Source organism: Bradyrhizobium sp. JR3.5 (assembly GCF_054057015.1).
This window is the reverse complement of the sequence record NZ_JBSRYV010000001.1, coordinates 472260-497962: the sequence shown is the minus strand read 5'-3', so window position 1 is coordinate 497962 and position 25703 is coordinate 472260. Positions and strand designations below refer to the sequence as shown.

Annotated in this window: 25 protein-coding genes and 4 pseudogenes; 8 read left to right on the top strand and 21 right to left on the bottom strand. The window is 61.9% G+C overall.

Annotation, left to right across the window (positions count from 1 at the left end; all coding sequences use genetic code 11):
* Window positions 1-5: 5 nt before the first annotated feature.
* The 5 genes from ACVWW1_RS02470 to ACVWW1_RS02450 all read right to left on the bottom strand — a co-directional run bounded on the left by ACVWW1_RS02470 (window position 6) and on the right by ACVWW1_RS02450 (window position 4096).
* Window positions 6-1064 (bottom strand): ABC transporter ATP-binding protein, encoded by a 1059-nt coding sequence (locus ACVWW1_RS02470; RefSeq protein WP_456654717.1) that lies wholly within the window; start codon window positions 1062-1064, stop codon window positions 6-8.
* Window positions 1061-1846 (bottom strand): ABC transporter permease, encoded by a 786-nt coding sequence (locus ACVWW1_RS02465; protein WP_176530062.1) that lies wholly within the window; start codon window positions 1844-1846, stop codon window positions 1061-1063. The genes ACVWW1_RS02470 and ACVWW1_RS02465 overlap by 4 nt, the downstream gene beginning before the upstream one ends.
* A gap of 5 nt (window positions 1847-1851) precedes the next feature.
* Window positions 1852-2667: an ABC transporter permease gene (locus ACVWW1_RS02460; protein WP_456654716.1), complete on the bottom strand. Its 816-nt coding sequence runs from the start codon at window positions 2665-2667 to the stop codon at window positions 1852-1854.
* Between the two features lie 38 nt (window positions 2668-2705).
* Window positions 2706-3713: an ABC transporter substrate-binding protein gene (locus tag ACVWW1_RS02455; RefSeq protein ID WP_456654715.1), complete on the bottom strand. Its 1008-nt coding sequence runs from the start codon at window positions 3711-3713 to the stop codon at window positions 2706-2708.
* 164 nt (window positions 3714-3877) lie between these two features.
* Window positions 3878-4096: a hypothetical protein gene (locus ACVWW1_RS02450; RefSeq protein WP_456654714.1), complete on the bottom strand. Its 219-nt coding sequence runs from the start codon at window positions 4094-4096 to the stop codon at window positions 3878-3880.
* Between ACVWW1_RS02450 and ACVWW1_RS02445 the strand changes: the two genes are divergently transcribed.
* Window positions 4095-5060, top strand: a complete 966-nt coding sequence (locus tag ACVWW1_RS02445; RefSeq protein ID WP_456654713.1) for a zinc-dependent alcohol dehydrogenase — start codon at window positions 4095-4097, stop codon at window positions 5058-5060. The two genes, ACVWW1_RS02450 and ACVWW1_RS02445, sit on opposite strands and share 2 nt — an antisense overlap.
* Before the next feature lie 44 nt (window positions 5061-5104).
* On the opposite strand, the gene ACVWW1_RS02440 is transcribed toward ACVWW1_RS02445, so the two are convergent.
* From ACVWW1_RS02440 to ACVWW1_RS02405, 8 genes and pseudogenes are all read right to left on the bottom strand, one after another.
* The gene (locus ACVWW1_RS02440; RefSeq protein ID WP_456654712.1) at window positions 5105-5809 is read right to left on the bottom strand and encodes an ABC transporter ATP-binding protein; all 705 of its coding nucleotides are present in this window, start codon (window positions 5807-5809) and stop codon (window positions 5105-5107) included.
* 4 nt (window positions 5810-5813) lie between these two features.
* Window positions 5814-6584, bottom strand: a complete 771-nt coding sequence (locus tag ACVWW1_RS02435; RefSeq protein ID WP_207831425.1) for an ABC transporter ATP-binding protein — start codon at window positions 6582-6584, stop codon at window positions 5814-5816.
* Window positions 6581-7569, bottom strand: a pseudogene (locus ACVWW1_RS02430) (branched-chain amino acid ABC transporter permease). Before ACVWW1_RS02430 ends, ACVWW1_RS02435 begins: the two are co-directional and overlap by 4 nt.
* A gap of 7 nt (window positions 7570-7576) precedes the next feature.
* Window positions 7577-8461 carry a branched-chain amino acid ABC transporter permease gene (locus tag ACVWW1_RS02425; RefSeq protein ID WP_298363053.1) on the bottom strand — a complete coding sequence of 295 codons (885 nt, stop codon included), beginning with the start codon at window positions 8459-8461 and terminating at the stop codon, window positions 7577-7579.
* 54 nt (window positions 8462-8515) lie between these two features.
* A pseudogene (locus ACVWW1_RS02420) lies at window positions 8516-9770 on the bottom strand (ABC transporter substrate-binding protein).
* 68 nt (window positions 9771-9838) lie between these two features.
* A complete protein-coding gene (locus tag ACVWW1_RS02415) occupies window positions 9839-12229 on the bottom strand; it encodes a xanthine dehydrogenase family protein molybdopterin-binding subunit (protein ID WP_456654711.1) in 2391 nt (796 codons plus the stop codon).
* The gene (locus ACVWW1_RS02410; RefSeq protein WP_456654710.1) at window positions 12226-12711 is read right to left on the bottom strand and encodes a (2Fe-2S)-binding protein; all 486 of its coding nucleotides are present in this window, start codon (window positions 12709-12711) and stop codon (window positions 12226-12228) included. Before ACVWW1_RS02410 ends, ACVWW1_RS02415 begins: the two co-directional genes overlap by 4 nt.
* Complete coding sequence (locus tag ACVWW1_RS02405) at window positions 12708-13589, bottom strand: FAD binding domain-containing protein (protein ID WP_456656603.1); 882 nt, start codon at window positions 13587-13589, stop codon at window positions 12708-12710. The genes ACVWW1_RS02410 and ACVWW1_RS02405 overlap by 4 nt, the downstream gene beginning before the upstream one ends.
* A gap of 168 nt (window positions 13590-13757) precedes the next feature.
* On the opposite strand from ACVWW1_RS02405, the gene ACVWW1_RS02400 reads away from it, so the two are divergent.
* Window positions 13758-14852: an LLM class flavin-dependent oxidoreductase gene (locus tag ACVWW1_RS02400; protein ID WP_456654709.1), complete on the top strand. Its 1095-nt coding sequence runs from the start codon at window positions 13758-13760 to the stop codon at window positions 14850-14852.
* 16 nt (window positions 14853-14868) lie between these two features.
* Window positions 14869-15744: a polysaccharide deacetylase family protein gene (locus ACVWW1_RS02395; RefSeq protein ID WP_207831435.1), complete on the top strand. Its 876-nt coding sequence runs from the start codon at window positions 14869-14871 to the stop codon at window positions 15742-15744.
* Window positions 15745-15750: 6 nt separating this feature from the next.
* Here the strand turns inward: ACVWW1_RS02395 and ACVWW1_RS02390 are convergent, their stop codons facing one another.
* Genes ACVWW1_RS02390 through ACVWW1_RS02380 form a run of 3 tightly spaced genes read right to left on the bottom strand, consistent with a single transcriptional unit; the run spans window position 15751 to window position 18225 of the window.
* The gene (locus tag ACVWW1_RS02390; RefSeq protein WP_456654708.1) at window positions 15751-16437 is read right to left on the bottom strand and encodes a TetR/AcrR family transcriptional regulator; all 687 of its coding nucleotides are present in this window, start codon (window positions 16435-16437) and stop codon (window positions 15751-15753) included.
* Complete coding sequence (locus ACVWW1_RS02385) at window positions 16434-16988, bottom strand: flavin reductase family protein (protein WP_456654707.1); 555 nt, start codon at window positions 16986-16988, stop codon at window positions 16434-16436. The genes ACVWW1_RS02390 and ACVWW1_RS02385 overlap by 4 nt, the downstream gene beginning before the upstream one ends.
* A 10-nt stretch (window positions 16989-16998) precedes the next feature.
* Window positions 16999-18225, bottom strand: a complete 1227-nt coding sequence (locus ACVWW1_RS02380) for an acyl-CoA dehydrogenase family protein (protein WP_456654706.1) — start codon at window positions 18223-18225, stop codon at window positions 16999-17001.
* 849 nt (window positions 18226-19074) lie between these two features.
* Between ACVWW1_RS02380 and ACVWW1_RS02375 the strand changes: the two genes are divergently transcribed.
* The gene (locus tag ACVWW1_RS02375; protein ID WP_173637755.1) at window positions 19075-19260 is read left to right on the top strand and encodes a hypothetical protein; all 186 of its coding nucleotides are present in this window, start codon (window positions 19075-19077) and stop codon (window positions 19258-19260) included.
* Window positions 19261-19355: 95 nt separating this feature from the next.
* Here ACVWW1_RS02375 and ACVWW1_RS02370 read toward each other — a convergent pair whose 3' ends face one another.
* On the bottom strand, window positions 19356-19658 hold the full coding sequence (locus ACVWW1_RS02370; RefSeq protein ID WP_456656602.1) for a hypothetical protein: 303 nt from the start codon (window positions 19656-19658) through the stop codon (window positions 19356-19358).
* Between the two features lie 197 nt (window positions 19659-19855).
* Here ACVWW1_RS02370 and ACVWW1_RS02365 point away from each other — a divergent pair, with 197 nt between their 5' ends.
* On the top strand, window positions 19856-20116 hold the full coding sequence (locus ACVWW1_RS02365) for a hypothetical protein (protein ID WP_176530039.1): 261 nt from the start codon (window positions 19856-19858) through the stop codon (window positions 20114-20116).
* A gap of 29 nt (window positions 20117-20145) precedes the next feature.
* Here the strand turns inward: ACVWW1_RS02365 and ACVWW1_RS02360 are convergent, their stop codons facing one another.
* Window positions 20146-20499 (bottom strand): phasin, encoded by a 354-nt coding sequence (locus ACVWW1_RS02360; RefSeq protein WP_456654705.1) that lies wholly within the window; start codon window positions 20497-20499, stop codon window positions 20146-20148.
* 227 nt (window positions 20500-20726) lie between these two features.
* On the opposite strand from ACVWW1_RS02360, the gene ACVWW1_RS02355 reads away from it, so the two are divergent.
* Entirely contained in the window at window positions 20727-20912 is a 186-nt protein-coding gene (locus ACVWW1_RS02355; protein ID WP_050419149.1) for a hypothetical protein, read from the top strand.
* A gap of 13 nt (window positions 20913-20925) precedes the next feature.
* Here ACVWW1_RS02355 and ACVWW1_RS02350 read toward each other — a convergent pair whose 3' ends face one another.
* The 3 genes and pseudogenes from ACVWW1_RS02350 to ACVWW1_RS02340 form a co-directional block, all read right to left on the bottom strand.
* Window positions 20926-21129 carry a hypothetical protein gene (locus ACVWW1_RS02350; RefSeq protein WP_456654704.1) on the bottom strand — a complete coding sequence of 68 codons (204 nt, stop codon included), beginning with the start codon at window positions 21127-21129 and terminating at the stop codon, window positions 20926-20928.
* 148 nt (window positions 21130-21277) lie between these two features.
* Window positions 21278-22413 (bottom strand): annotated as a pseudogene (locus tag ACVWW1_RS02345) (alpha-hydroxy acid oxidase).
* Between the two features lie 163 nt (window positions 22414-22576).
* Window positions 22577-23597, bottom strand: a pseudogene (locus ACVWW1_RS02340) (GlxA family transcriptional regulator).
* A 63-nt stretch (window positions 23598-23660) separates the two neighbouring features.
* On the opposite strand from ACVWW1_RS02340, the gene ACVWW1_RS02335 reads away from it, so the two are divergent.
* Both ACVWW1_RS02335 and ACVWW1_RS02330 read left to right on the top strand, forming a co-directional pair.
* Complete coding sequence (locus ACVWW1_RS02335) at window positions 23661-24374, top strand: hypothetical protein (protein ID WP_456654703.1); 714 nt, start codon at window positions 23661-23663, stop codon at window positions 24372-24374.
* The gene (locus tag ACVWW1_RS02330) at window positions 24374-25666 is read left to right on the top strand and encodes an MFS transporter (protein ID WP_456654702.1); all 1293 of its coding nucleotides are present in this window, start codon (window positions 24374-24376) and stop codon (window positions 25664-25666) included. The genes ACVWW1_RS02335 and ACVWW1_RS02330 overlap by 1 nt, the downstream gene beginning before the upstream one ends.
* Window positions 25667-25703: the final 37 nt, after the last annotated feature.

The following is a 25703-nucleotide window of genomic DNA, read 5'->3' as shown; positions in this document are numbered from 1 at the left end:
CAATCTCAGGGTTCGGACGGGAGTAGACGAACGACGTCGGCCGCGATCGAAAGCCCGATTCGATCGCCGACCTTGGCCTGGATTGTGTTGGGCGCGTCGACATTGAGCGGCTTGCTCGATGCACCACTCACGACGAGCCGCTGCCGGTCGCCGATGAAGCTGACGGAATAGACAACTCCCGAGAGTGCCGCGGCCCCGGCGTCCGTCACGCGAATGGTTTCGGGACGGATCATGACGGTCGCGTTCGCAGCTGTCGCGCCACCCTCGCTCGGCAATCGCCCGCCGGGCAGGATCAGTACGCCGTTCTCGATCGGAGCTTCAACTATATTCGCTGCTCCGATGAACTCCGCCACGAAGCGATCCTTCGGTGCGAAGTAGACCTCGCGCGGCGTGCCGATCTGGGCGATCGCACCTTTCCGCATCACCACGATGCGGTCGCCCAATTCCATGGCTTCGGACTGATCATGGGTGACATAGATCGTCGTGATACCAAGTGCTCGCAACAGCCGGTTGAGCTCACCTCGCAGCCGGTCCCGCAAGGCGGCATCAAGCGCGGTCAAGGGCTCGTCGAGCAGCAATATGCCCGGCCGGATCGCGACGGCACGCGCCAGCGCCACACGCTGGCGCTGGCCGCCCGAAAGCTGGTCGATGCGGCGGTTCTCCAACCCCGTGATGTTCGTGAGAGCCACCAGCTCGGCGACGCGGGCGGCACGCTCGCCCCTGGCAACACCCCGGATCTTCAGGCCGTAGGCGATATTGTCCGCGACCGTCATGTTGGGGAACAGGGCGTAGGACTGAAACACCATGCCGACATTGCGCTGCTCGATCGGGACCGAGGTCATATCCTTGCCGTCGAACAGCACCTTGCCGCCCGCATCTGGCAACTCGAGGCCCGCGATGATGCGCAGCATCGTGGTCTTGCCGCAGCCGGATGGGCCGAGCAGCACCAGCGTCTCACCGCGCGCGATGTCGAGGGTTGCGGGATCAAGCGCGCGCGTCCCATCGGCAAAGGTCTTGCCGCACGCCTCGATTCGCACTGCTGCACCATGCCCCGCCGTACTCATCGCTTGTGATCCCTGTCGGCCAGCAGCTGCATCGCGACCAGCAGCGGAATGATCATCACGAAGAAGATCAGCGTGTAGGCCGAGGCCACTTCGAGCCGCATCGAGGCATAGCTGTCGGCGAGTCCGATCGGCAGCGTCTTTGTTAGCGGCGTATGCAGCATCCAGGTCAGGTTGAACTCGCCGAGCGACAGCGTGACCACCATCAGTGCGCCGGCCAGAATTCCCGGCAGCGCGTTCGGCACGATGACATCGCAAAAGCGCCGCCATGGCGATGCCCCCAGCGAGGCGGCGCCCTCATCGAGCGTCTTGATGTCCACGGTCGCAAACACCGCCATGACCGACCGCACCATGAACGGCATGGTGAAGATCACGTGACCGACCAGGATGAAGAGCCAGGAACGGCGGAAGCCTCCGAAGCTTCCATAGGCGAGCAGCAGCGCAAGCGCGATCGCAAGCCCGGGGATCGCCAAGGGCAGCGTGATGATCTCCTCGACGATGCGGGCAAGGCGGCCTCCCCGCGCGTGCAGCGCGTACGCCGCGGGGACGCCGGCGAGCAGCGTGACGGCGAGTGTAGCGAAGGCGATCACGAATGAGAGCAGAATGGTGCCGGCATAGAGCTCCCAGACCTGGGCGACCCATTGCAGGGTCACGCCGGACTGAATGCCCCGGAAATAATTCACGGTGACGCCGGCGGAGATCGAAAGCCCTGCGGGCACCACCAGGAACGCTGCAACGAGCAGCGTGAAGATGAACTGGCCGGTGAAGATCAGGCGATCGCGCATGCTTTTCACCCGGCCGCTGCGACCGCGCTTCCGCTGAACGTGCGGGCCAGCGCAAGGATGAGCCAGGTGATCAGGCCGAGCCCCACCGACAGCGCCGCCGAGGTCGCGAAATTCGCGGCCAGCGTGAACTCGGTGTAGATCAGCATCGGCAGCACGTCGATATTCGTCGCCAACGTGAAAGCGGTGCCGAAGGCGCCCATCGCGGTCGCAAATGCGATCGCGCCGGACGCGACGAAAGCGGGCGCCAGTGCGGGCAGCACAACGTCACGCTGGACCGCCCATGGGCTTGCGCCAAGCGAACGCGCGGCCTCCTCCAGACCGACGTCGAGCTTCTGCACGGCCGCCATGATGGTGAGGATCACGCGCGGGATCGAGAAGTAGAGATAGCCAAGGAAGAGCCCGTAGATCGAATAGGCGAAAACGAACTTCTCACCGAAGATCCGGTTCGAGAGATCGCCGATCAGCCCTTGCCGCCCCGCCAGCAGAATGATCATGAAGCCGACCACCACCCCGGGAAACGCCAACGGAAACGTCAGCATCGCAATCAGCACGGCCCGCCCGGGAAAGCGGTGCCGCTGCAGGAACATTCCGGCAATCGTCGCCACGATCAGCGTGACGACCGTGGTTGCCGCCGCCAGCAGCACGGTATTGATCAGCGTCGCGCGATATCGGCCTTCGCTCAGGATGGCGAGATATCCGGCAAGCCCATGCGGCCCTTCGGCGCCTGCGACCACCAGCCGTGCCATCGGTAACAGGAAGAACGCCGTCGTCACCAGCACAAGCGGCAGCAGGCAGAGCCAAACGAAGGATTTTTGCGACATCGGAAGATGGGTGCCCCAGCGAGGGACACCATATTGCCTCAGCGGACCTCGGCGAGATAGCGGTCGACGAAGGCTTTTTGCATGTTTTCCATCTCGCCCCAGTCGACGCTCTTGGCGCGGGCATAGTCGCTGTCGGGGAGGAATTTGCCCTTCACGGAGGCCGGCAGCTCGATCGGGCGGGCCGGACGCAGATAGGCATTGGTCCAGATCGCCTGGCCCTTGTCGGACAGCAGATAGTCCATCACCTTCTTGGCCTTTTCCTTGTCGGGCGCGTTCTTCACGAGGCCAACGACATAGGGGAACACCACCGACCCTTCACAGGGAAGCACAAACTCGAAGTTGCCCTTCTCCGAATATTTCGCGCGGTAGGCGTTGAAGTCATAGTCGAACAGGATCGGCATCTCGCCCGAGACGACGCGAGCATATGACGTCTGCTTGGGCACGATCGGATCGTTCTTGCGCAATTCCTTGAAGAAGCTGATCGCCGGATCGAAATTGGTGGGCGAGCCGCCCAGCGCGAGATTGACGGCGACCGCGCCGACATAACCGACCGCCGCGGACGATGGGTCGAGATAGCCGACCATGCCCTTGTAGTCAGGTTTCAGGAGGTCCTTCCAGCAGGCCGGCACCGGCTTGCCGCCAAGCGCATCCTTGTTCACGAACAGGCCGAGCGTGCCGGAGTGGATCGTGGTCCAGTAGCCGTCCGGATCCTTGAGGCCGGCTGGGACCTGATCCCAATGCGCGGGCTTGTAGGGCTCGAGCGCGTCCTGGGCCTTGGCCTTCATGCCGAAGGTCACGCCGAAATAGCCGATATCACCGACCGGGTTGCTCTTCTCGGCCAGGATCTGGGCCAGCGCCTGGCCGGAATTCTTGTTGTCATGCGGGATATCGTAGTTGAGGTCCGCCTTGATCGCCTTCAGCATCGACGCCCAATCGGCCCATTCGGGCGGACAGTTATAGCAGATCACGTCGGCCGCCCTGGCGGATTGCCACGGCGCGAGCAGTGTCAGCGCCAGCAACGCAAGGACAAGGCGGACGGTCTTCATGGCAGGCTCCGGTCTGGGAGAGGATGCGATGCGGATTTCAACATCAATGGAGCGACCAAGTATAGACCGCGCATGAAGGTTTTGCGACGCGCTTGCTGCCGTGCAGCAAATGCAACAGGCCGGATGCCAATGACCGGAGGCTCGCGGCAAACCGTCGTTTCGCGCTAGGCTGCAAGCCGAAAGAGGAAGCGCCCATGTACCAGCCGCCCGGCGTCAAGACATCGTCCGACCTTCCCGTCCCCGACCTGATGAAAGCCTGGGTCCTTGGTGACCCCGACCAGCTCCTGCTTCGCGAGAAGCCGACGCCGATCCCATCGCGTGCCGAAGTGCTGGTGCGCATCGACGCGGTTGCGATTTGCGCCACCGATCTCGAAATCATCCATGCCCGGGTCGCCGGCAAGCATTCAAGGCGGCGCGCCCTTCAACAAGAACTTTACGCCGGGTCACGAATACATGGGCACGGTTGCCGCGCTTGGCCCTGATGTCGACGAGTTCAGGATCGGTGAGCGGGTCAGCGTCGAGATCCACGCCGGCTGCGGCCAATGCAAACGCTGCCGCCAGGGCATGTACACATCATGCCTCAACTATGGAAAGCCGGAGAAGGGTCACCGCGCCAACGGCTTTACGACCGACGGCGGATTCGCCGAATACGCGGTCAACCACATCAATACGCTGGCGCGCGTCCCGGATACCATGAGTGACGCGGAAGCGACGCTCGTGGTGACTGCCGGGACATCGATGTATGGCCTGACGGAATTGGGGGGATTGGTGGCCGGCGAGAGCGTCGTGGTGATCGGCCCAGGGCCGATCGGACTTCTCGCAGTTGCTGTGGCCAAGGCGCTTGGTGCAAGCCCGGTCATCCTGACCGGGACGCGCAACAAGCGGCTGACGATCGGCCAGGAACTGGGGGCCGACCGCGTCATCAACATCAACGACGAAGACGTCGTTGATGTCGTGAAGCAACTAACAGGGGGGATCGGCGCGGACTATGTCGTCGAATGTGCCGGCACCGAAGCGACACTCAACCAGGCCATTCACATGACCAATCGGGGCGGCAAGATCTGTCTGGCCGCGTTCCCGCACGAGGCCGCGACGCTGGACGTTGCGCACCTCGTTCGAAACAACATCTATGCCTATGGCATCCGGGGCGAAGGCCGCAGCGCCACACACCGCGCGATGGAATTGATGGCAGCGAAGCGGTTCGACGCGACCAAGATCCACACGCACACGTTTCCGCTGGCCGACCTGCCGACGGCGCTGAGATATGCGCGGGACCGCGTTGATGACGCGATCAAGGTCGTCGTCACCAATCGGAAAGCCGACGCGATCGCGCGCGCTGCGGAGTAGAGTTCATACGTGCCGGTGGCACGCGCGCTGATCCGAGACCCTGCTCACACCGAGCAGTAGCGCTCCTTGATCTCGTCGTCGGCGAGCAGCGCCTGCGCCGACGCCTGGTGCACCACCGCCCCCTGGTCCAGCACATAGGCACGATCGGCGATGCCAAGTGCCAGCTCGACGTTCTGCTCGACCAGCAGAACCGTCGTTCCCTGCGCCTTCATGCTGCTGAACAGCTCGAACATCTCGTCGACCAGGACCGGCATGATGCCCTCCGACGGCTCGTCCAGCATGATCAGGTCGGGCTTTGCGATCATCGCCCGCGCGATCGCCAGCATCTGCTGCTCGCCGCCGGACATCGTGACCGCCTCTTGATCCATGCGCTCGGCCAGTCGGGGGAAGATCGCAGCGATCTCGTCGATCAGTTCCGCTTCCCGCCTCTTCTCCTTCGAGGCAACCAGCCCGAGCCGCAAATTCTCCCGCACGGTCAGTCCCTGCACGATCCGGCGCTCTTCTGGAACGTAAGCCAGTCCCAACGCGAAGCGCACATGCGCCGGCTGACGCAGCAGCTCTTCACTCTTGAAGGTGACCGAGCCGCGCGCCCGTCCCATCAACCCCATGATCGATTTCAACGTTGTCGTTTTGCCGGCCCCATTGCGACCGATCAGGCAGACGATTTCGCCCTTGCTCACCTCGAGACTGACGTCCTGTAACGCGTGACTTGCGCCATACCAGGCATTGAGCTTGCTGATCTGCAGCATCCCGTCAGTGCTCCCGCTGGCCGAGATAGACCCGCTTCACTGCCTCGTTCTGCCTGACCTCCTGCGGCGTTCCCTCGGCGAGCAATTCTCCGTGGTGCAGCACGAGGATGCGATCGCTGATCCCCAGCACCAGCTTCATCTTGTGCTCGACGAGGATGACCGTACGCTCCTTGGCGAGTTTCACGATCAGATCCATCATGGTCCGGGTTTCTTCCGGGCTCATGCCGGCCGTCGGCTCGTCCAGCAGCAGCAAGCGGGGCTGGCTGGCAAGCGCCATGCCGATCTCCAGTGCCCGCTGCTCACCATGGGCCAGCGTCTTGGCCGCACGTTCCCGGGATTCCCACAACCCGACGAGCGCCAGCAGATCGTCCGCCCGCTCGACAAGCTCTGTCAGTCGCGCACGAGGACGCCAGATATCGTATCGCGACACCAGCGCCTGCAGGCCGACGCGGATGTTCTCTCGTGTCGTAAGCTGCGGAAACACGCTGGTGATCTGAAAGGATTTCGCGATCCCCATATGCGCAAAGCGGTGTTGCGGCAGACCGGTCACATCCTTGCCCTCGAACTCAACACTGCCTTTCGTCGGCCGAAAGGCGCCGCACAGCAGGTTGAAGTAGGTGCTCTTTCCAGCCCCGTTCGGACCAATAATGGAGGTGATCGCTCCTCTGGAAAACTCGGCCGAGATATTGTTGAGGGCGACAAACTTCCCGAACGTCTTGCCGACGCCCCTGGTGCGCAGAATGATTTCTCTGGCGTGGCCTTCTGCGGCGCTCATCGTCTGCCCCGCGCGATCAGCGTGCCCCAGATGCCCGCGGGGAAGAACAACACGCACGCAATGAAGATGGCGCCAACGATCAGTTGCCAGTGAACGGTCCACACCGAGACCACATTCTCCAGGACCAGGAAGACCGCAGCACCAATCATCGGCCCGAAGAACGTCCCCATACCGCCCAGGAGAGCGATCATCACGACCAGGCCCGAGGTCTCGTAATGCAGGATTTCGATCGGAACGATCGACAGGTGCAGGGCCTGCAAAGCACCCGCAAGGCCGCAGAAACCGCCGGACAGGACGAAGGTCAGCAATCGCGTCAGGGTCACGTCGTAGCCGGACGCGCGTGCACGCATCTCGTTCTCGCGCACCGCTTCAATCACGGCACCAAAGGGCGACGCCAGAATGCGTGACATCACAAAGAATGCGGCGATCACAAAAGCCGCGATGACGTAGTAGCGAACCATCGGATTGATGAAGTCGATCCGCAGGCCGAACAGGTCGATGTTGCGGACGTTGATGCGCCGCGAAGGCCGTTCTCGCCACCGGTCAAGTCAACCGCCTGGTAGAAAAGGTAGTAGACACACTGCGACAGCGCCATCGTGACCATGGCGAAGTAGATGCCGCGTGTCCTGATCGCGAGCACGCCGATCAACAGCGCCATCAACAATCCGCCGGCGACCCCGGCCGCGATCGCTGCATACCATGGCCAGCCGAAATGCACGATGGCGATGCCACAGAGGTAGGCACCGGTCCCGAACAGCGCCGCGTGACCAAACGACAGCAGACCCAGATATCCAAACACGAGGTTGAAGCCGAGGGCGTACAACCCATAGATCAGGATATTCACGGCGAGGGCCGTGAACGGCATCACCAGCGGGAAAACCAGGATGACCACCGCGACAATGCTGGCGCGATGCCGCGTCGCGAACTCGTACCAACCGCCCGTCGCGGCACCGGGCTGTTTGATCGATTGAGTGGTTTCGGTCATGCCGGGCTCAGCTCATCAATCCGGCGCGGCCGAAGAAGCCCTGGGGACGAACGATCAGAACGACCGCCATCAAGGCAAAGATCGAAACCTTGGCCATCTCGGGTGCGAACAGCGAGGTCATGCTGACCACCACACCGACCAGCAGGCCTGCCAGTACGGCGCCACCGATCGACCCCATCCCACCAACGACCGTTACCACGAATGCCTCGGCGAGAATCGTGCCGCCCATCTCCGGAATGACACCCTGAAGCGGCGCGGCCAGCAGGCCGGCAAAGCCCGCAATCGCGGTACCGATCCCGAACACGATCAACCAGACCTTGGAAACGTCGACCCCAAGAACACGGACGATCTGCGGATCGCGCGCCCCGGCGCGGATAATCAGCCCGAAGCTGGTCTTCTCCAGAAACAGCCAGAGCGCCAGCAGCACGACGGCCGTCGCGCCTATCACGAACAGGCGGTAGAGCGGGAAATAGCCGACGCCAATGTCGACAGCCCCCTGCAGAACTTCGGGCGTGTCGAAAGGATAGCCGGTCTTGCCAAAGGCAATGCGCACGCATTCGACCATCACGTAGCTGAGCCCGAAGGTCAGCAGCAGCGGATAGTCGATGCCGCGACCGTAAAGCGGCCGGATCAGCACGCGCTCGACGGCAAGGCCGAACAGTCCGATTGCGATCGGCACCGCCACGAGGCAGATCCAGAAATTGCCCCCGATCGAGATCAGATAGAGCCCGACATAGGCGCCGACCATGTAGAACGCGCCATGGGCGAAGTTGACGACCGTCAACATCCCGAAGATCAGCGAGAGGCCGATCGCAAACAGCACATAGATGGCGCCGAGCGCCAACCCGGCAAACAGTTGCAGCGCAATCAGGTCAAAGCTCAGGCCCGCCATTTGTTCCCCTCAGCACGACGCGCACCGCCCCGTGGCGCGCGCCGTCGCACGAGCTCAGCTCTTGTGGCCGAGCGCTTCGCAGGTACGTAGGTTCTTCTCGTTGGGCTCTTCGGTCGACAGAACCTCGAACACGTCGGACTCGTTCCTCATGTCCTTGGACTTCGACTTGATCACGAGCACCGATTGTACCGACTGGTGGTCGCATTTGCGATAATATTGCGGGCCCTTGTAGTCGTCGTACTTCAGAGCTTCCAATGCAGCGACGACCTTGTCGGTCTCGACGCTGCCGGCGCCCCTGACCGCCTCGAGCACGGTCCGAACACCTCCATAGCCGAGCGCACCGTAGTCGGTGGGCAGCTTGCCGTCGTACATCTTGCGGAAGGCATCGTTGAACGCCTTGGTCGAGGCGAACTTGTCCTCGATACCCCAGTAGAAGGAGCAACCGCCGACGACGCCTTCGAATGCCTGGGGGCCAGCCGCGACACGGCTGGCATGCGAGAGCAGCGGCGCGATGATCTGGATCGATTTCTTGATGCCAAAGTCGGTCGCCTGCTTCAGCGCGATCTGCTGGTCCCGGCCGAAATTGCTGATGCACAGAATATCGGGCTTGAGCGCCTGGAGACGCGGCAACAGCGTGGAAGAAGTCAGTCGTTCCCAGCGGATGGCGGATGTCGCCGAGGTTCTCGACGTTGAACTCCTTGCCGACCTCGAGGAAACCGCGAACCATCTCGTGACCGTAGGCGTAATCCGCCGTGAGAAACGCAACCTTCTTGCCGAATTTGGCGAAGGCATAGCGGCCGACCGCACCTGACGTCATGTGCGGGTTCAGCGCTTCGTGGAACGTGTACTTGCTGAAGTCGGCTGCCTCGTTGATGGCGTCGGACTGGCTGATCGAGTTGAAGATGACGCCGCGCTCTTTGGTGACGTTGTTGATCGCAAGCTGAACCGCCGCGGACAGACTGCCGACGACGAAATTCACCTTCTCTTTCTCGACCAGCTCCAATGTCCGCGTTGCCGCTTCACCGGGATTGAGCTTGTCGTCGCGCACGACAAGCTCGGCCTTGCGGCCGTTGAGACCGCCAGCATCATTGAACTGGGCGACAGCGAGCTGACCCGCCCGCACCTGGTCCTGGGCCTCGGCGCCATACGGACCGGTCAAGGGAACAGGGAAGCCGATCTTGATGGGTGCTTCCTCGGCCTGGAGCAGATTGATGCGAAAAGGCGAGACGGCGAGAGCGGCGCCGGCGCTTGCCGTCGTCAGCAGACGACGCCGCGATATCGATCCAGCTTTGGTGACCTTGTTCGTCATGACTATTCCTCCCCAAGAACTATCTGTGTTTTGTTTATCGTATTGTCTTTGCCTGGAACGTCTCCACCTCAGATTCGTCCCAAGGCCGTCAGGATAACCTGAGGCTTGAGCGGAATCTCGGTAATTGTTGCGCCGAACGGCCGCAGCGCGTCGTTGACCGCGTTGGCAACCGCAGCCGCCGCGCCGGCTGTCCCTGCCTCACCTGCCCCTTTGGCTCCGAGCTCAGATTCCTGCGTCGGAGACACCACGTGGCCAATCTCGATATCGGGCATCTCGCCGGACATCGGGACCAGGTAGTCCGCCATATTCGCGTTGGTCAGCTGACCACGCTCGTCATAGATGCATTTCTCGAACAGCGCCGCGCCGAGCCCCTGCACGACCCCGCCCCGGATCTGCTCGTCGACCAGTTGCGGGTTGATGATGGTGCCGCAGTCTTCGACAACCCAATGCTTCAGCAACGTCACGAACCCGGTCTCGGTATCGACCTCGAGCCAAGAAGCCTGAACCCCGTTGGTGAATGCGAAGGGATATTGGCGCGGCACGAAATGTCGGGTCGCCATCAACTCAGGCTGGATGCCCGGCGGGAGGGTATCCGGCCGAAAATAGACGATCCGCGCCAATTCGCTCAGCTCGATCCGTGACGCACCGTCGTCGGCACTGACGATGCTGTTGTTGACGATATCGAGCCCGCCGGGCGTCGATTGCAGGATGGCCGCGGCGATATCAAGGATATTCTGGCGCAGGGCCTTGGCGGCCTGCAACGCGGCTTCGCCGCCGATGCCGGCACCGCGCGAGGCCCAGGTGCCGCCACCATAGGGCGTGTTGTCGGTGTCGCCCAGGATCACGCGGACCCGTTCCATCGAAACGCCCAGCACGCTGCCCACGATCTGGGCAGTCAGCGATTCCGAGCCCTGCCCCTGCTCCGTGATGCTGGTCTGGCAGATCACCGACCCCTGCGCGTCGAGCCGAACCGCAACACCATCCTGCGACGAGATTTTCGCGCCGCCGACACCGTAAAAGGCAGCACTGGGATTGGTGACCTCGATGAAGCTGGCGATTCCGATACCGCGGTGAATATTTCTGGCCCGCAACGTCGCTTGCTCAGCACGCAATGCATCGTAATCCATCATCTGCAGCAGCTTGGCCAGCGATGCATGATGCGAAAGCTGCTCGAATTTCATGCCGGAGGGTGATGCACAGGGGTAGGCATCGTCGGCGATCAAGTTGCGCCGGCGGATCTCGACGGGGTCCATGCCGATCTTCGCTGCGGCAAGGTCGACCAGACCCTCGGTGACCGAACAGGCAATCGGGTGTCCGACCGCCCGGTACTGACACATCACGTTCTTGTTCTGGAAGACGACCCGCGCTCGCGCCCGATAGTTCGGGGTGACGTATGGCCCCCCAACCAGATTGACCACCTGATTGGCCTCGATGGCGCTGGTGCGCGGATACATCGAATAGGGACCGATCCCCGTCAGGTCGTCGATCTCGAAGGCCGTGATGGTGCCGTCCGGCTTAACGCCGATCCGGCCCCTGCACCGATGATCGCGAGCGTGAATGTCCGTGTTGAAGCTCTCCACACGGTCAGCCACGAATTTGATCGGCCGCCGTAGCAGCTTGGACAGCGCATAGGTCGCCATTTCGTCGGCGTAGATGTGGACCTTGATGCCGAACGAGCCGCCAACATCCTTGCAGACCACCCGGACCTGCGCTTCCCTTAGTCCGAGATGCAAGGCCGCAATGTTCTGCACCATGTGGGGCGCCTGTGTGCCCTGATAGATCGTCAGCCGCGCCTCGGCAGCATTCCAGTCGGCAACCACCGCCCGCGGTTCAAGCGTCACGCCGGTGTGGCGCCCGAATACAAAGTCGGCCTCGACCACCTCAGAATCCGACAATGCTTGGTCGACATCGCCGGCGTTGAGGGTCCGTTCAAAGGCGAGATTGTCACCGAGCGAGGCGTGAATGACAGGCGTTGCCGGATCGAGCGCAGTGCGCATGTCGGTGACCGCCTCGAGTTCCTCGTAGTCGACGGCAATTTGCTCCATTGCATCTTCAGCCACTGCACGGCTGGTTGCGACAATCGCCGCGACTGCCTCACCCTGCCAGCAGGCCCGATCGATCGCGATCGCATGCTGTGGCGCCGACTTCAATCCCTTCAGATGCGAGAGCACGCCGACCCATGGCGTGATGACAGCCTCAAGCTCCCGACCCGTGACGATGGAAATGACGCCGGACATACGTCGTGCCGCGTCGGCATCGATCGCCACAATTCTGGCGTGGGCATAGGGCGACCGTAAAAAAACCACGTGCGCCATCCGCGGCAATTCCAGGTCGCTGACATATTGTCCACGCCCTTGCAGCAACCTGTCGAGGTTCGGCCGCGGCACCGTCCTTCCGATATAGGAGTTCGGGCGGTCGAGCACCGAAAGTGTCTCCGCCGGCGCACGGGTCACCGTCATGCCGATCGCTCCGCGCGCATCCTGGCTGTCGCCTCCACCGCGTCCACAATGGCTTGATAGCCTGTACAGCGGCAATAATTGCCGGAAAGATGCTCGCGGATCGCTTGACGATCAGGCACGGGCAAATGCTTCAGCAGGTCCTGCGCCGTCATCAGCATCCCGGGCGTGCAATAGCCGCACTGCAATGCATTGCGTTCGCGAAAGGCCGCCTGAAGATCGGCGATTTCGCCGCTGTCCGACAGCCCCTCGATTGTCTCGACTGACGCCCCCTGCGCCTGGACCGCCAGCATCAGACAAGAGCGAACGATCTCGCCATCGAGCCGGATCGTGCAGGCACCACAAACGCCGTGCTCGCAACCGACATGGGTTCCGGTCAGCTTCAGATTTTCCCGGAGGAAATCAGCCAGATTGAGACGCGGCAATACAAGCGCATCAATGGGCTCGCCGTTGACCAGAAGCGAAACCGATACTGGAGTGCTCACCTGGCTACCCCCGCTTCCAGTTCGGGCCGCGCCAGCAATGCGGCCACGCAGCGCCGGAGCAAGACCGTAGCAAGATGTCGCCGCATCGGCGCGGTCGCCTGCTGATCCTCCTGTGGATCGAGTTCATTGGCCAGTGCTGTCGCGGCCTCTGCAAGCAAGGCAGGCGTCACGGATGCATTGACCAACCTGCCTGCGGCCGCCGCTAGCAGCGGCCGGTCGCCAACCGCAAAAAAGCCGAGCCGAAGATCCGTGAACCTGCCGGCTGCAACAGCAGCCCGCGCAGCAAGACCAACGACGGCGTAGTCACCATGCCGACGGGCATATTCCTGAAAGAAGAATGTCGAGCCTTGGTCCGCGACTGGCACCTCGATCGCCACAAGCAATTCGTCCGGTGATAGCGCCGTTTCGTAGATTCCCTTGAAAAACTCAGACGCGGCGATCCGGCGCTCGCCCGTCGGGCCGCGAACAACGATCGTGGCGTCAAGCGCCATAACACAGGCCGGCAGCTCCGATGCCGGATCGGCATGCGCAAGGCTACCGCCTATCGTTCCGCGATTGCGAATTGCGGGGTGAGCGACGTAGCCAACGGCGTCCCGCAGCAGCGGCGCATGCAGCGCGACGTCTGTCGATCTGAGCAGGTCGACATGTCGGGTCAGCGCACCAATAACCAGCAGGTCTCGCCTCACCGCGATGCCGCGCAACTCGGCGAGGCCGCCGATATCGACTAGGATGTCCGGGGATAAGAGCCGCAGATTCATCGCCGGCATCAGGCTCTGGCCACCCGACAGAACCTTCGCCTTGTCGCCATGCGCGGCAAGCAACTCCAGCGCATTCACGACGCTGGTTGCGCGGGCGTAGGCGAAAGCCGCAGCTTTCATGTGGGCGTGGCCTCCCGGCCCAATTTTGGTTTGCCCGATTAGAGGGCCGCCCTCCTCAAAGGTCAAGTTTGTTTATCGAGTGATTATTTGCGCAGCGGGGCTTGTCTTGGCCCTGGGAAGGCCGCAGGTTCCTTGCCAACTAAAGTTCAACGCAATGGGAGGCGGATGATGAAGCTCGGATTCTTTACGATGCCGATCCATCCTCTCGACAAGGATTGGCGGCAATCGCTCCGGGAGGATCGGGAAGCCTTCCTGCTCGCGGACGAGCTCGGGTTCACGGAGGCGTATGTCGGCGAGCACGTCACCGACAGAGCCGAGAACATAACCTCCAGCATTGCGTTCATTGCCTGGCTCGCGGCCGCAACCAGGCAGATCAAGCTTGGAACCGGCACCATCAACATGCCGAACACTCATCCGGCAGCGGTCGCCGCATCCGTCGCCATGCTCGATCACATGCTCGATGGCCGCTTCATACTCGGAATAAGCCCCGGCGGATTGCTGTCCGACGCGGAGGTGTTCGGCAATCTCGATGCCGACCGCAATGCCATGTTCCTGGAGGCGATCAATCAGGTTCTCGATATCTGGGCAGGCAAGCCGCCCTATGATCTGCGGGGCAGATACTGGAATGTCTCGGTCCAGCAGACCTTGATCGAGGACATTGGCCAGGGATTGATTGCCCGTCCATTGCAAACCCCTCACCCGCCGATTGTGGTGACAGCGGTCGCGCCGTTCTCAAAAGGCGTCACGGAAGCCGCGGCGCGCGGCTGGGATCCGATCTCGGCGAACTTCCTGATGCCTGCCTGGGTGAAGAGCCATTGGCCCAAATACGTCGAGGGTTGCGAGCGTGTGAACCGGGTCGCCGCCCCCGCCAATTGGCGCGTTGCCAAGAGCGTGTTCGTTGCAAAGGACGCAGCAACCGCGAAGGCCTATGCCACGTCGCCCGATAGCCCCTACGTGTACTATTATCACCAGTTGTTCACGAAGCTGAAGCGCGGCGGCCGGCTCGAACTGTTCAAGACACGACGTGACCAACCTGACGCGGAGGTCACGCTGGAATCGATCTGCGAAAAGCTGATCATCTACGGCACGCCTGAAAGCGTAGCCGACCAACTGCTGGCATTCCAGGAAGAAATCGGCACCTTCGGAACCTTGCTCTATGCCGGCAAGGACTGGAAGGATCGCGAGCTTGGTCGTCAATCGATGATCCTGATGGCCGAGAAGGTCTTGCCACAGATCAACGCCGCCGCCGGATCATCCGTGTGACCTAAGGAGTTTCGACGTGGCTTTCACCGATCGCATTCCGTACCAGGCTCAGATCGATCGACCGAAACTGGCATTGCCTGATGGCAAGAAGCTTGCTGTCTGGGTCATCCTCAATGTCGAGGAATGGCGCATCGAAAATGCGATGCCACGCACCGTGCTGAGCCCACCGATGGGCCAGCCGCTGCTGCCTGACGTGCCGAACTGGTCGTGGCATGAATACGGTATGCGCGCCGGCTTCTGGCGGCAATTCAAAGCCCTCACCGACCGAAAGATACCGGTGACGCTGGCTACGAATGCCAACGTCTGCAACAGCTATCCGCGCGTGGCGTCGGCGGCGCGCGAGGCGGGCTTCGAATTCATGGGGCATGGGTTCGTGCAGGGCCCAATGCACAAGGTCGAGAACCAGGCGGATGCGATCAAGCGTGCCGTCGACACGATCGCCGCATTTGCTGGCAAGCCGCCGCGATCGTGGGAAAGCCCCGGCCTGACCGAGACCGAAGAAACACTCGATCTCCTGCGCCTCAACGGGATCGAATATGTGGCCGATTGGGTGATCGACGATCTTCCTCAGGACATCGCGACACCGCACGGAACTGTGACGACGATTCCCTATTCCGTCGAGACCAACGACATTGTCATTCACGCACTACAGCACCTGCCCTCGGAACAGTTCCTGACGCGCTGTACCGACCAGTTCGATCGGTTGTATCTCGAAGGCGCAGAGAACGCGCGGATCATGGCAATCTCGGTGCATCCTTACATCACGGGGGTACCACATCGAATCAAATACCTGGAGGCCCTGCTCGATTACGTGATAGGCCATGACGGCGTCGCGCTCATGACGGCGAGCGAGATTGGAGATTGGTATCGGGACCAGATGGCGGCAAGGTAATCCGGCTCAGCCGACGACCTTGATCGGCGCCCGCCGACGATCGGTTGCACCCTCCGCCACCCTCTCAAATCCCGCCAGAAAAAGATCCAGCGCATCACTGATCATCTGCGCCTTGTCCTCGAGGACGGGCGCTTCGTAGATGTATTTGCGTACACCGTAATAGAAGATGCCGCCGTGAAACACCCAGGCCAGTTCCAGTTCGGCAGCGCTTGGCCTGCTCTGCGTGGCGAGGCCGGCGTCCTGGCGACATTCCCTGACAATGCGTGTCAGGATCTTGTCCTTGACCATGCCAACATACCAACGATTGATATCGAGGCCCTTCAGTCCAGAGTAGAGATAGATCCGCAGCCATTTTCGGTTGAAGATTGCATCCGTATAGACTTCGTAAAATTCCTGAAGCCGCACGCGGAGTGGACGCGACCGGTCGGAGAGCAACTTTTCCCAGCCGATTTCAAGCGGCTCGAGATAGACCTTGCGGTAGACTTCCTTGATGAGATCGTCCTTGCTCGGAAAGTAGCGATAAAGCAACGGCTGCGTCACACCGAGCCTGCGAGCGAGGGCGCGCGTGCCGCCGCCAAATCCTTCCTCCGCGAAAAGCTCTGTCGCCTTGCTAACGAATTCACTGCGACGATCGTCGGCCGACAGCCGCCTCTGCTTGGCACGAGTTCGCTTGACGGGCGCCTTTCGATTCATGATGCGTTGCCGTCATCGTCGGCCAGAAACCGGCCAAAACCTCCGTGCGCGAACAGCAGCGGATTGTTCCGGTTATAGGCGTAGGCCTCCACCGCCCCAAGGAAAATGACGTGATCGCCGCCGTAGTAGCGGTTGGCAGCCCGGCATTGAAAATTTGCGACCACGTTGGCAAGCACGGGGGCGTTCCCAAGGCCTGGTGACCAACTCACGCCGGCGAATTTGTCACCCGATGATCTGGCAAACTTTATAGCCAGCGTCTGCTGCGACGCGTCAAGAACGTTGACCGTGAAATGGCTGGCATTCTGGAAGATCGGCAATCCCTGCGAAAACATCCCCAGGCTCCACAACACGAGTGGTGGGTTGAGCGACACCGACGCAAAGGAATTGCAAGTGATTCCGTACGGACGTCCTTCCGTCGACATCGCGGTGACGATCGTCACACCGGTCGCAAACATACCGAGGGCATTGCGGAAGTCGCGGGGATCGATCGTCGAGCTGTCGCTTGCGAGTTCACTGGCCGGATCCGGCGGGGGTTTGGGTGAGTCAGACATCCGGCCAGCCTCAAAGCGTCAGGTTTTCAGACGGCAGCCCGAGAGCCACCCGTCCGTAATTGGTACCTGCCGCGTCGAAATTGAAGGCGAAATGTGAGTTCACCGCATGTGCATCGCGGAACTGGCGCTGCAACGCTCCCGAAATGAACAGGCTGCGCGCCCCGCTCGCTGCAAATAGAAGTGACACTGCTTCGGTGCACAGATTGACCGCGAATGCGCCATCGCGCCGAAGCCTCGTCTTCCCCGCGGTGCTCGGGATCTCGCCACGCCGGACCTCCGCAAGTACCTCAATGCAATTCGTACGCATGATCAGCCGCGCGGCATCTATTTTCGCAGATGCCTCGGCAATCTTGATCTGTGTACTCTGCAGGTCGCCGATCTTGGCTCGGTTATATGTTGAAGCACGGTGTCGCGCGATCTCGACGTAATCGTCAAGGCAAGCCTGGGCATTCCCCAGACCGACACCAGACAGCACGTAGGGAAACAACGAGAAAACCGGAAGCATGTAGAGCGCATTCGGATTGACAACACTGCCAGGCGTTGCGCCACCCGCAAGATCGCTGACGGCAACCGTCATATGCTCGGGAACGAATGCATCAGTTACCCGCACGTCGTTCGACCCTGTACCGCGCAGACCAGCCGCATTCCAGGTGTCGTCGATGCTGTAGTCTCGTCTGTTCAACAGGAAGAGCCGATACTCGACGCCATCGGCCTCGTCATCCGAGGCAACCACGCTCGCGAGCATGTTCCACCCGCACGCTTCCACCCCGGACGAGAACGGCCAGTGACCACTCAACACATATCCGGCACTTGTTTTCCTGGCACGGCCTGCAGGGAAAACAAAGGAAGACGCGATCAGCGTATCTGGATTTTCGCCCCACACCGCGCTCTGCGCTTCAGGCGCGAACATACCCAGCATCCAGTGGTGACTTGCAAGGTTGGCAAAATTCCAGGACACCGAGGCATCTCCCTGCCCCAGCGCATCGGCGCAATCGACCAATGCGACATAGTCGAGCTCACTGCCCCCGACGCGCTTGGGCTGCAGGATCCGGAAAAGGCCGCTATCATGCAGATCGCGCTCGGTCTCCGGTGGCAGCCGGCGCAGCTCTTCGGTCCGCGACGCCCGTTCACGCAAAGCCGGAACAAGCGCCCTGGCTCGTGCGACCATGGTCGAATAACGACCCATATCCGGGCCTGGCGGCGCCTTCGCGTCGAACCCGCGGCCAACCTCAACCATGGTCTCTTCCTTCGTTCGATCTCCTAAATATTCACGCAGTGCGATCAAGCCATACCGCGCAGTTTATCGATCGATCACCAGAGATCAAGACGCACAAGCCTGCGTCTCGCGAATTCAATGTTCAAGACCCACGACTGCCGCAAGGCGCCCATTTGCGGGCACGCCTCCAGCGAGACTTCGTCCGCACGCGCCAAGCCATTCTAGCATCCTCTCGCCCAAGATTCGACGCGTAGCCCAAACTCCAACTAACGACTGCGGCCTGCTAGGGAGCTGGCTACGGCTCAGAAACGCGAAAACGCCCGGTGGCTTCGGCCACCGGGCACTCCACGTCGTCGAATTGTCGGCAATGACCCGACCACCTCACGGGATCTAGACGAGCTCCTTCCGCCAATACAGCGTGTGCTGCCATGCCCAGGGCGAGGCAGGTTCCAGGCGACGGGCTGGCGTGTGGCGTCGTGACGTTGCGGCCGCCGTCCGATTGGTGAAACGGCAAACAAAAAGCCCGCCGCAGATTGCTCCGCGCGGGCTCAACGATTTCTGATTATCGGATAATGCCCCTGAGTTGCCTGACGCGTCAAACGTTTTTGCGAGCTGAATGCGATTGGTAAAATATGATGCGTCGGCTTCGACGGCGGGAAACCCCTTTGACCGAAACTGAGCCCATGATCCGGAATCGCAACACGAGCCGGCGCCGATCGGCCGTATGCTTTGCGATGATGTTAGCGTGCCGCTGAGTTGCCCGACGCGTCAGGCGGACGAGCGGCTCACAACATTTGGATCGACATCAGGACAGTTTTGGCTCGCGTCGGTCGACCCGCGCCGCAGTGAGATTGCAAGGAGGAAGCGCCGATGTATTTCGTTGCTGCCGTGCTCGCGGTCCTGTCCGGCCTGTTCTATGCAGCGGGCCATCATGAGATCGGCTCGATCGGTGCCACCATGTGCCAGTATGGCGGTATCTTCTGCGACAGCCCGGTGCTGGTTCTCGTCGGTGCCGGGTTCGCCGCGGCGTGGGGCATGCTCGTCAGCGTGCGCTGATCAGCTGCGATATTGCCGACAATGATTTTGTCGCCGCTGCCGGACCGGTCAATTTCTACACTTTGGTCGGGTGCAATCTCAACGACGTCCCGCATCTATTGCGGCGTGCTCGGATTTGCCGGCTGAGCGGGCTCTGGACCGGGTGGATCAGGCTCAATCGGTGTCTTGGGCTCGGTCGGCATTACCTTTGCGCCCGCCGCACGTGCCGCCTCGCCGGTCGTTGAATAGTTGGCGGAAGCGGCCGCCTGCACCTTCGGCTTGCTCCACGGACCGTGGTCGACCATCAGCATGCCCAGCACGCCGATGATCGCAACCAGGACCGCGATCAACAGCGGCGTTCCGCCGTGCCGATTTCGATGCTTGATCGAACGACCGTCCGATATGCCATGCGCCTGCATTGTCATCATCGTCTCCTCCACGGAAACAAGCCGCAACCGGCGCGTAAGTTTCCGGTTCCGCGATGTGAAAGCGAGGCATGTTGGTGGAACCAATCCCCAGCTGCTGAATTTCCCCGATATGCGGCCGTCGGCACGCGCACGCGCGGATAGCCGGGGTAACGGCCACCCTACCTTTGGTGAAAATCGCGGCACGGCACATGAGCTCTGAAACACCCGAGTCTCCGCTTCAGCCCACACTCGGTGAGCGGGCGATCGACACCGCTACGGACGTCTCGCGTACCATCACGGAGGTGTCGGACGGACTTCGAGCGGCGGCCGATCGCCTCAGCGACGCGATCGCAACCTCACGCCGGCCGGGCGGCGTCCTCGCCACCGTGAGCGCGGTCACGCGCGAAGCGCCGCTCGCAAGCCTGTTCGTCGCGTTTCTGCTCGGCGTTGCTGCAGCGCGCCGGCGCTAGGCGTCGAGGCGCTGCCAAGGCCGCCTGCCTTAGAACTTGCCCTTGGCGGCGTCCTTGGTTACGGACATCACGCTTCCGCTGATCTGCCGCATATGTTCGCCGGCATTGGTGAATTGGCTGCGCAGAAATTCCGACTGGATCCGCATCGCCTCCTGCAGATCAGTCGCGTGCACGAGCTTGCGCGCGTGCTCGAACGCCGCCTTCATGTTCTGCTCGGTGAACGACAGCGCCTGTTTTGAAATCTCGGTACCCGTGCCCGGCATCGCTGTCATCGACTTGCTCGCGGCATCAAAGAACAGGCTGAAGGCCTGTTCGGCCTGGTCGATGGTCTTTTCCGCCAGATCGCGCAACTCGGCGGGAACTTCAAGCTTCGGCTCAATCATGATCGCGCCCCCTGAAAAAAGCGTCTGGCAAGGTTAGCATAGATTGTGAAGGCGTCAGAGCCGTATCGCCAAACTATGAGTGGCCCACTCATCCTTGCAGCCGAGGAAAATTTACCTAGCGGCGACCGGCCTGCTCGCAGGCCGATTCCAATCATGTCAGCACTGTGGCATAGTGATTCGGCCTCGTCGTTGGTCGCGTTCGCGTCTCTTGTGGGGAATGAGATCCGATGCTGCGCGCCGTTCGTCCAACACCGACCTGCACCCGCTTCAAGACCAGCATAGAGATGCCGTGCATGAAGTGCGGCACGCAAATGCGGCTCGCCTTGATCGAGCCGCGCGACCAAGTCTACGACGTGCTGACCTATCAGTGCGCGCCGTGCAATTCCGGCGAAAGCTTCCTGAACGCGCGCTAGGCTATCGGCCCGTTCAGTCGTTCAGCACCGCGGCCCCCGCCTCCGTCAGCTCGGGCTGGTTGTCAGACAGTTCAACCAGACCGAGTTCGATGAGGACGCCCAGATCCTCGTCGCTGACCGGCGACAGTTTGAGCCGGCCGGCCTGGATATCACGGAGGGTCCAGCGCAAGGCGATCGCGCGCTCAAGTGAAAATTCAGCGAATGGATTGTTTGCCATTCGCTTCGACTAGTGCGGCATTTGGATCAGACTTTGTCTTTGCCGCGGCGGCTTCATGGACACCACAGATTGACGGCGAGCCGGCGCGATCGAGGTGCCCGGCGCCCCGATCGCGTCATCACTCCATATGTCTTCGCAGCGGCGCGGCTCAGTAGCGGTAGGGATCTATATCGAGCAGCGGGAATGCGCTGAACACGCTCGGCATATTGGTCGGCGTCGCCGCATGCAGATAGGACTTGTCCAGTTCGGCGAAGCTGGTGACGCCGAGCAGACCGAGGCAGCGGATCACCTCGTCCTCCAGCAATTCCAGCATCCGGACAATGCCTGCCTCGCCGGCCGCGGCGAGCGCCCAGCATTGCAGACGGCCGATCCCGACGATGTCGGCCCCCGAGACGATGGCCTTCACGATGTCGGTGCCACGGCAGATCGAGCCATCGACCATGATCTTGGCGCGGCCTGCGACGGCCTGAACGATCTCGGGCAGGACATGCATCGACCCACGGCCGTGGTCGAGCTGGCGTCCGCCGTGATTTGAGACATAGATCCAGTCGACGCCGTGATCGAGGGCGATCTTGGCGTCTTCCGCGGTGGCGATTCCCTTGAGGATGAGCGGAATCTTGAACTTGTCCTTGATCAACTTCACCGTCCGCCATTCCAGCCCCTTCTGGAAATCGCCGCCGGTGGCGCGGATGCGGCTTTCGCGGACATAGCGCTTGGCGATGTCGCGCTCACGCCGGCTGTAATGGGCGGTGTCCACGGTGAGGCAGAACGCAGCGTAGCTGTTGTCGATGCTGCGGCTGACCACATCCTCGACAAACGCATCGTCGCCGCGCACATAGAGCTGGAAGATGCGCAAGGCGTCAGGCGCCGCCTTGGCGGTATTCTCCAGCCCCGGCTCCGACACCGAACTCAGCATATGCGCCGCGCCGAACGTTCCCGCTCCGCGCGCGACGGCTGCACCGCTGCCTCCGGATCGAAGATCTCGAGCGCGCCGACCGGCGCGATCATCACCGGAAGCCGGAGCTTGCGGCCGAAGACCTCGACGGATGGATCCACATTGATGACGTTGCGCAGCACGCGCGGCCGGAACGCGATCTCGTCGAGCGCCATTCTGTTGCGGCGCATCGTGGTCTCGGTTTCCGAGGCGCCGACGATGTAGTCCCAGGCGTTCTGGTTCAGCCTGGCGCGGGCCTTTTGCGCGAATTCGTGCAGGTTCTGGAATTCCTCGCCGCTGGCGCCGAGTTCGACATTGCGCGCCTGCTGAATGGGGGTCCCGTCATTCATGGTCGTTTCTTCTCCCGATTTGGCCGGCACATTAGCCGCAGACAAACCGGAAAAGCTACCATCTTCACCGACGAATCCGGCCAGCGAAGGCCAGCTATTCGCTTGTGAGATGGATCGGGTTTCGACACCAAGCGTCCACTTCCGAATTGAGCCGTCCGACGTGCTAGCTGCCCGAGAACCGGTTTCGGTACTCGGTCGGCGACACGCCGAGGTGGCGCAGGAAGGCCCGCCGCATTCGTTCGTCGTCGCCAAATCCCGCGCGCTTGGCAACCTCGACCACGCCGCCGATCTGGCGGCTTTCGAGCAGCAAGCGCGCGGTCTCAACGCGCAGCGCCTCGACACCGCTAGCAGGCGTCATGCCGGTGCGGCTGACATAGGTCCGGGCAAAGGTGCGCGGCGTCATCCCGGCCTTTTCCGCGAGGGTCTCGACCTTGAGGTCGCTCGTGATGTTCTCGATGATCCAGGCATGCAGCGCGCTGAAGCGTCCCTCGACGTCCGAGGCCTGGGCCGCAAGGACGGTCGAGAACTGACTCTGACCGCCCGGCCGCTTCAGAAACACCACAAGTCTGCGCGCGACATCGAGTGCGATGGTGTGGCCGAAATCCTCCTCGATCATCGCGAGCGCCAGATCGATGCCGGCACTGACACCCGCCGACGACCAGACATGTCCGTCCTTGACGGAAAATCGCGTTGGGCTCGACGCGGATGTCGGGAAAGCTGTCCTGCAAACGCGGACAATAGCGCCAGTGCGTTGCAGCACGCTTGCCGTTCAGAATCCCGGTCCAGGCCAACGCAAATGCGCCGAGACAGACTGATGCGATACGGCGCGCCTTCGGCAGCGCCTCCGCAATCCAGTTCATCAACTCGGCGTCGTTGCGGATCTTCCAGATGCCGGGCCCGCCGGGGATCACCAGCGTGTCGACCTCGGCTGGCGCAACACTGGCGATCGGTGCCGTGTCGATCTTCATGCCGACATCGGTCGGCACCAAGCCGCCTGAAGTCGACAGGTAGGATAGCGAATAGTCCGGCCCGGGCAGTTCGATCGCCTCCAGTTCCGCGAACACCTGAGCCGGCCCGGAGATGTCAAGCAAGGTCACGCCCGGAAAGGCAACGATCGCAATCCGCCGCGTCGCTTTCTTGTCGCGCGGCTCGGGCCGGGGCGGCTTGGCAGTTTTCGAGGGCATATTGTCCTTTAAGCCATTCGAGGCTGCCCTGTATAGCTTGCAATGGAATTCTGGAGTTCTGCCATGTCGCGAGATCTGGGCGGCGGATACGAGGCGATCAAATCGCCTTGGGCGGATTACGCGATCTACAGTCTACCCGATGCCTCCCGGATCGAAGCCTGCGACCGCCAGCCGCTGATGGACGCCATGAACGGCATCATTGCCGTCAACTGGCAGGCCACCGAGCCGCACTGGACGGCAACCTCCTCGCCCTTCGACCAGAAGTACAGCCTGATCCTCGTCTATGACGGCTCCGGCCTCGTGGCCTTCTCGGTCTACCGCGTCCTGCAGATGTCGGCCGGACTTGGAATCTATCGTAGCGGGACAGAAGTACTCCCGGCGCATCAGGGCCGCGGCCTCTACGGCTTCTTTACGGCGGAAGTTCTGAAGTGCTCGGGCGCCGCCGCGAGGGCCGATGGCAACGTGCTCTACGGCTGGCGGACACGCAATCCGATCGTGTGGGCAGCGAACGCTAAAATTTGCGAGAAAGTTTCTCCATCGTTGCTGGATGATGCGCAGGACCCGGCGTTGCAGGCGGCCTGTGTCGAGATGTGCACCTCACTCTATCCGGGCAAGCCGCTCGAACTGCCCGACATGATCATGCGTGGCGCTTACGGCCACATTAAACACCATCGGCAGGCGTATCGTGGCACCGCGTCACTGGTCGATGCTGCGATGTCGCGGAAGATTCCGAATTCAGCGGATGCCCTGTTCTCGGTGGGTTACGCGAGGGTGTGATGTCAATGCTCGGACAACAAGCCGTTTACGCCCAGACGTCGCGTTTCACTGACCGCGCCTATCTCGCCTGGACGGCAGTGGCTATCGCCTACGCCATTGCCTTCCTGCAGCGGGTGTCACCGCAATCGGTAAGCCTCAGTTTCATGCACGACTTCGGCACCGATGCGGCTGGTGTTGCGATGCTCGCCTCGAGCTATTTCTGGGGCTACACCTTGATGCAGATTCCGGCCGGCCTGCTGGTCGATCGTTACGGCGTCAAGCGCGTCGTCCTCCTCAGCATGATCGCCTCGTCGCTCGGCAGTGCAGCGTTCGCGCTGGCGCCGAACCTGCTCGACGTTTTTGCTGCGCGCCTGATTGTCGCCTGCGGCGATGCGCTGGTCTTCACGGCACTCCTCAAGCTCGTGGCGCAAAGCTTCGCTGACGAGCGGTTCGGCATGATGTCGGGCATCTCGCAGGTCTCCGGCTATGTCGGAGGCGTGATCGCGACCACGCCGCTCGCAGCTGCCGTCTCGGGGTTCGGCTGGCGGGCCTGCTTCCTGTTCATCGCCTGCATTGGTCTGGCCAACCTCGCCTTCGCCAAGCTCGCGCTCAAGCCTGATCCGGCATCGCATAGCAACAAGACGCTGAAGGGCGTCGTGATCGCTGCGCGGAAATCGCTGGCCCATATCGCGAACTGGGGTTGTGCAATGACGTTCGCGTCGCACTTCGCGGTTGTGACGACGCTGTCGGGCGTCTGGGGCATTCCGATGGTCGCCCACTTTTTCCATATCTCTCCGACGGCTGCCGGCACGCCGCTGCTCGCCTTCATGATCGGCAATGCGCTCGGCTCGATCTTCCTCGGTCACGCCGCCGATCGTGCCGCGGCGGCGCTCGACCGCGCATTGATCGGCATTTGCGTATTGCGCATGCTTCTGATCGCGATGCTGCTGCCGCAGGTCGCCCGGACATTTGGTCTCGCCTACGTCACCGTCGTGTTCACGGCCTTGGGGCTCGTCGCCGGCGGCACCGTCCCGCTGGTGCTGAAATGCGTGAAGAAGCTCTACACCTCCGACCTGATCGGTGTCGGCGCTTCTGTGAACACCACTGCTGCCGGGATATTCGCCGGCGTCTCGCAGCCGATCATCGGCTTTGCGATGCTTGCCGCCAGCAACGCCTCCGGAACCGACGCCGTGCACAACACGGCCGCGATCGGTGACGGCGGCTACAGCGCCTTGATCGTCATTCTGCTTCTCATGTCGCTGCCTGGCATTGCCGGGCCGCTATTGATGAGAAGCAAGTTGATAGCCCGTTAGTGTCGTTATGAGTGTAGGGGGTGTTATGGAGCGCTTG

Coding starts and splice junctions, on each gene's coding strand:
- ACVWW1_RS02360 (WP_456654705.1), bottom strand. CDS start 20,499: ATGATTGAGCCGAAGCTTGAAGTTCCCGCCGAGTTGCGCGATCTGGCG.
- ACVWW1_RS02400 (WP_456654709.1), top strand. CDS start 13,758: ATGAAGCTCGGATTCTTTACGATGCCGATCCATCCTCTCGACAAGGAT.
- ACVWW1_RS02455 (WP_456654715.1), bottom strand. CDS start 3,713: ATGAAGACCGTCCGCCTTGTCCTTGCGTTGCTGGCGCTGACACTGCTC.
- ACVWW1_RS02385 (WP_456654707.1), bottom strand. CDS start 16,988: ATGTCTGACTCACCCAAACCCCCGCCGGATCCGGCCAGTGAACTCGCA.
- ACVWW1_RS02365 (WP_176530039.1), top strand. CDS start 19,856: ATGAGCTCTGAAACACCCGAGTCTCCGCTTCAGCCCACACTCGGTGAG.
- ACVWW1_RS02355 (WP_050419149.1), top strand. CDS start 20,727: ATGCTGCGCGCCGTTCGTCCAACACCGACCTGCACCCGCTTCAAGACC.
- ACVWW1_RS02465 (WP_176530062.1), bottom strand. CDS start 1,846: ATGCGCGATCGCCTGATCTTCACCGGCCAGTTCATCTTCACGCTGCTC.
- ACVWW1_RS02470 (WP_456654717.1), bottom strand. CDS start 1,064: ATGAGTACGGCGGGGCATGGTGCAGCAGTGCGAATCGAGGCGTGCGGC.
- ACVWW1_RS02415 (WP_456654711.1), bottom strand. CDS start 12,229: ATGACGGTGACCCGTGCGCCGGCGGAGACACTTTCGGTGCTCGACCGC.
- ACVWW1_RS02330 (WP_456654702.1), top strand. CDS start 24,374: ATGTCAATGCTCGGACAACAAGCCGTTTACGCCCAGACGTCGCGTTTC.
- ACVWW1_RS02425 (WP_298363053.1), bottom strand. CDS start 8,461: ATGGCGGGCCTGAGCTTTGACCTGATTGCGCTGCAACTGTTTGCCGGG.
- ACVWW1_RS02435 (WP_207831425.1), bottom strand. CDS start 6,584: ATGAGCGCCGCAGAAGGCCACGCCAGAGAAATCATTCTGCGCACCAGG.
- ACVWW1_RS02370 (WP_456656602.1), bottom strand. CDS start 19,658: ATGCAGGCGCATGGCATATCGGACGGTCGTTCGATCAAGCATCGAAAT.
- ACVWW1_RS02335 (WP_456654703.1), top strand. CDS start 23,661: ATGTCGCGAGATCTGGGCGGCGGATACGAGGCGATCAAATCGCCTTGG.
- ACVWW1_RS02375 (WP_173637755.1), top strand. CDS start 19,075: ATGTATTTCGTTGCTGCCGTGCTCGCGGTCCTGTCCGGCCTGTTCTAT.
- ACVWW1_RS02380 (WP_456654706.1), bottom strand. CDS start 18,225: ATGGTTGAGGTTGGCCGCGGGTTCGACGCGAAGGCGCCGCCAGGCCCG.
- ACVWW1_RS02405 (WP_456656603.1), bottom strand. CDS start 13,589: ATGAAAGCTGCGGCTTTCGCCTACGCCCGCGCAACCAGCGTCGTGAAT.
- ACVWW1_RS02450 (WP_456654714.1), bottom strand. CDS start 4,096: ATGGATGATTTCGAGATCGGTGGCGCAAATCGCAACCGCGTCGATGCG.
- ACVWW1_RS02460 (WP_456654716.1), bottom strand. CDS start 2,667: ATGTCGCAAAAATCCTTCGTTTGGCTCTGCCTGCTGCCGCTTGTGCTG.
- ACVWW1_RS02440 (WP_456654712.1), bottom strand. CDS start 5,809: ATGCTGCAGATCAGCAAGCTCAATGCCTGGTATGGCGCAAGTCACGCG.
- ACVWW1_RS02390 (WP_456654708.1), bottom strand. CDS start 16,437: ATGAATCGAAAGGCGCCCGTCAAGCGAACTCGTGCCAAGCAGAGGCGG.
- ACVWW1_RS02350 (WP_456654704.1), bottom strand. CDS start 21,129: ATGGCAAACAATCCATTCGCTGAATTTTCACTTGAGCGCGCGATCGCC.
- ACVWW1_RS02445 (WP_456654713.1), top strand. CDS start 4,095: ATGCCCGGGTCGCCGGCAAGCATTCAAGGCGGCGCGCCCTTCAACAAG.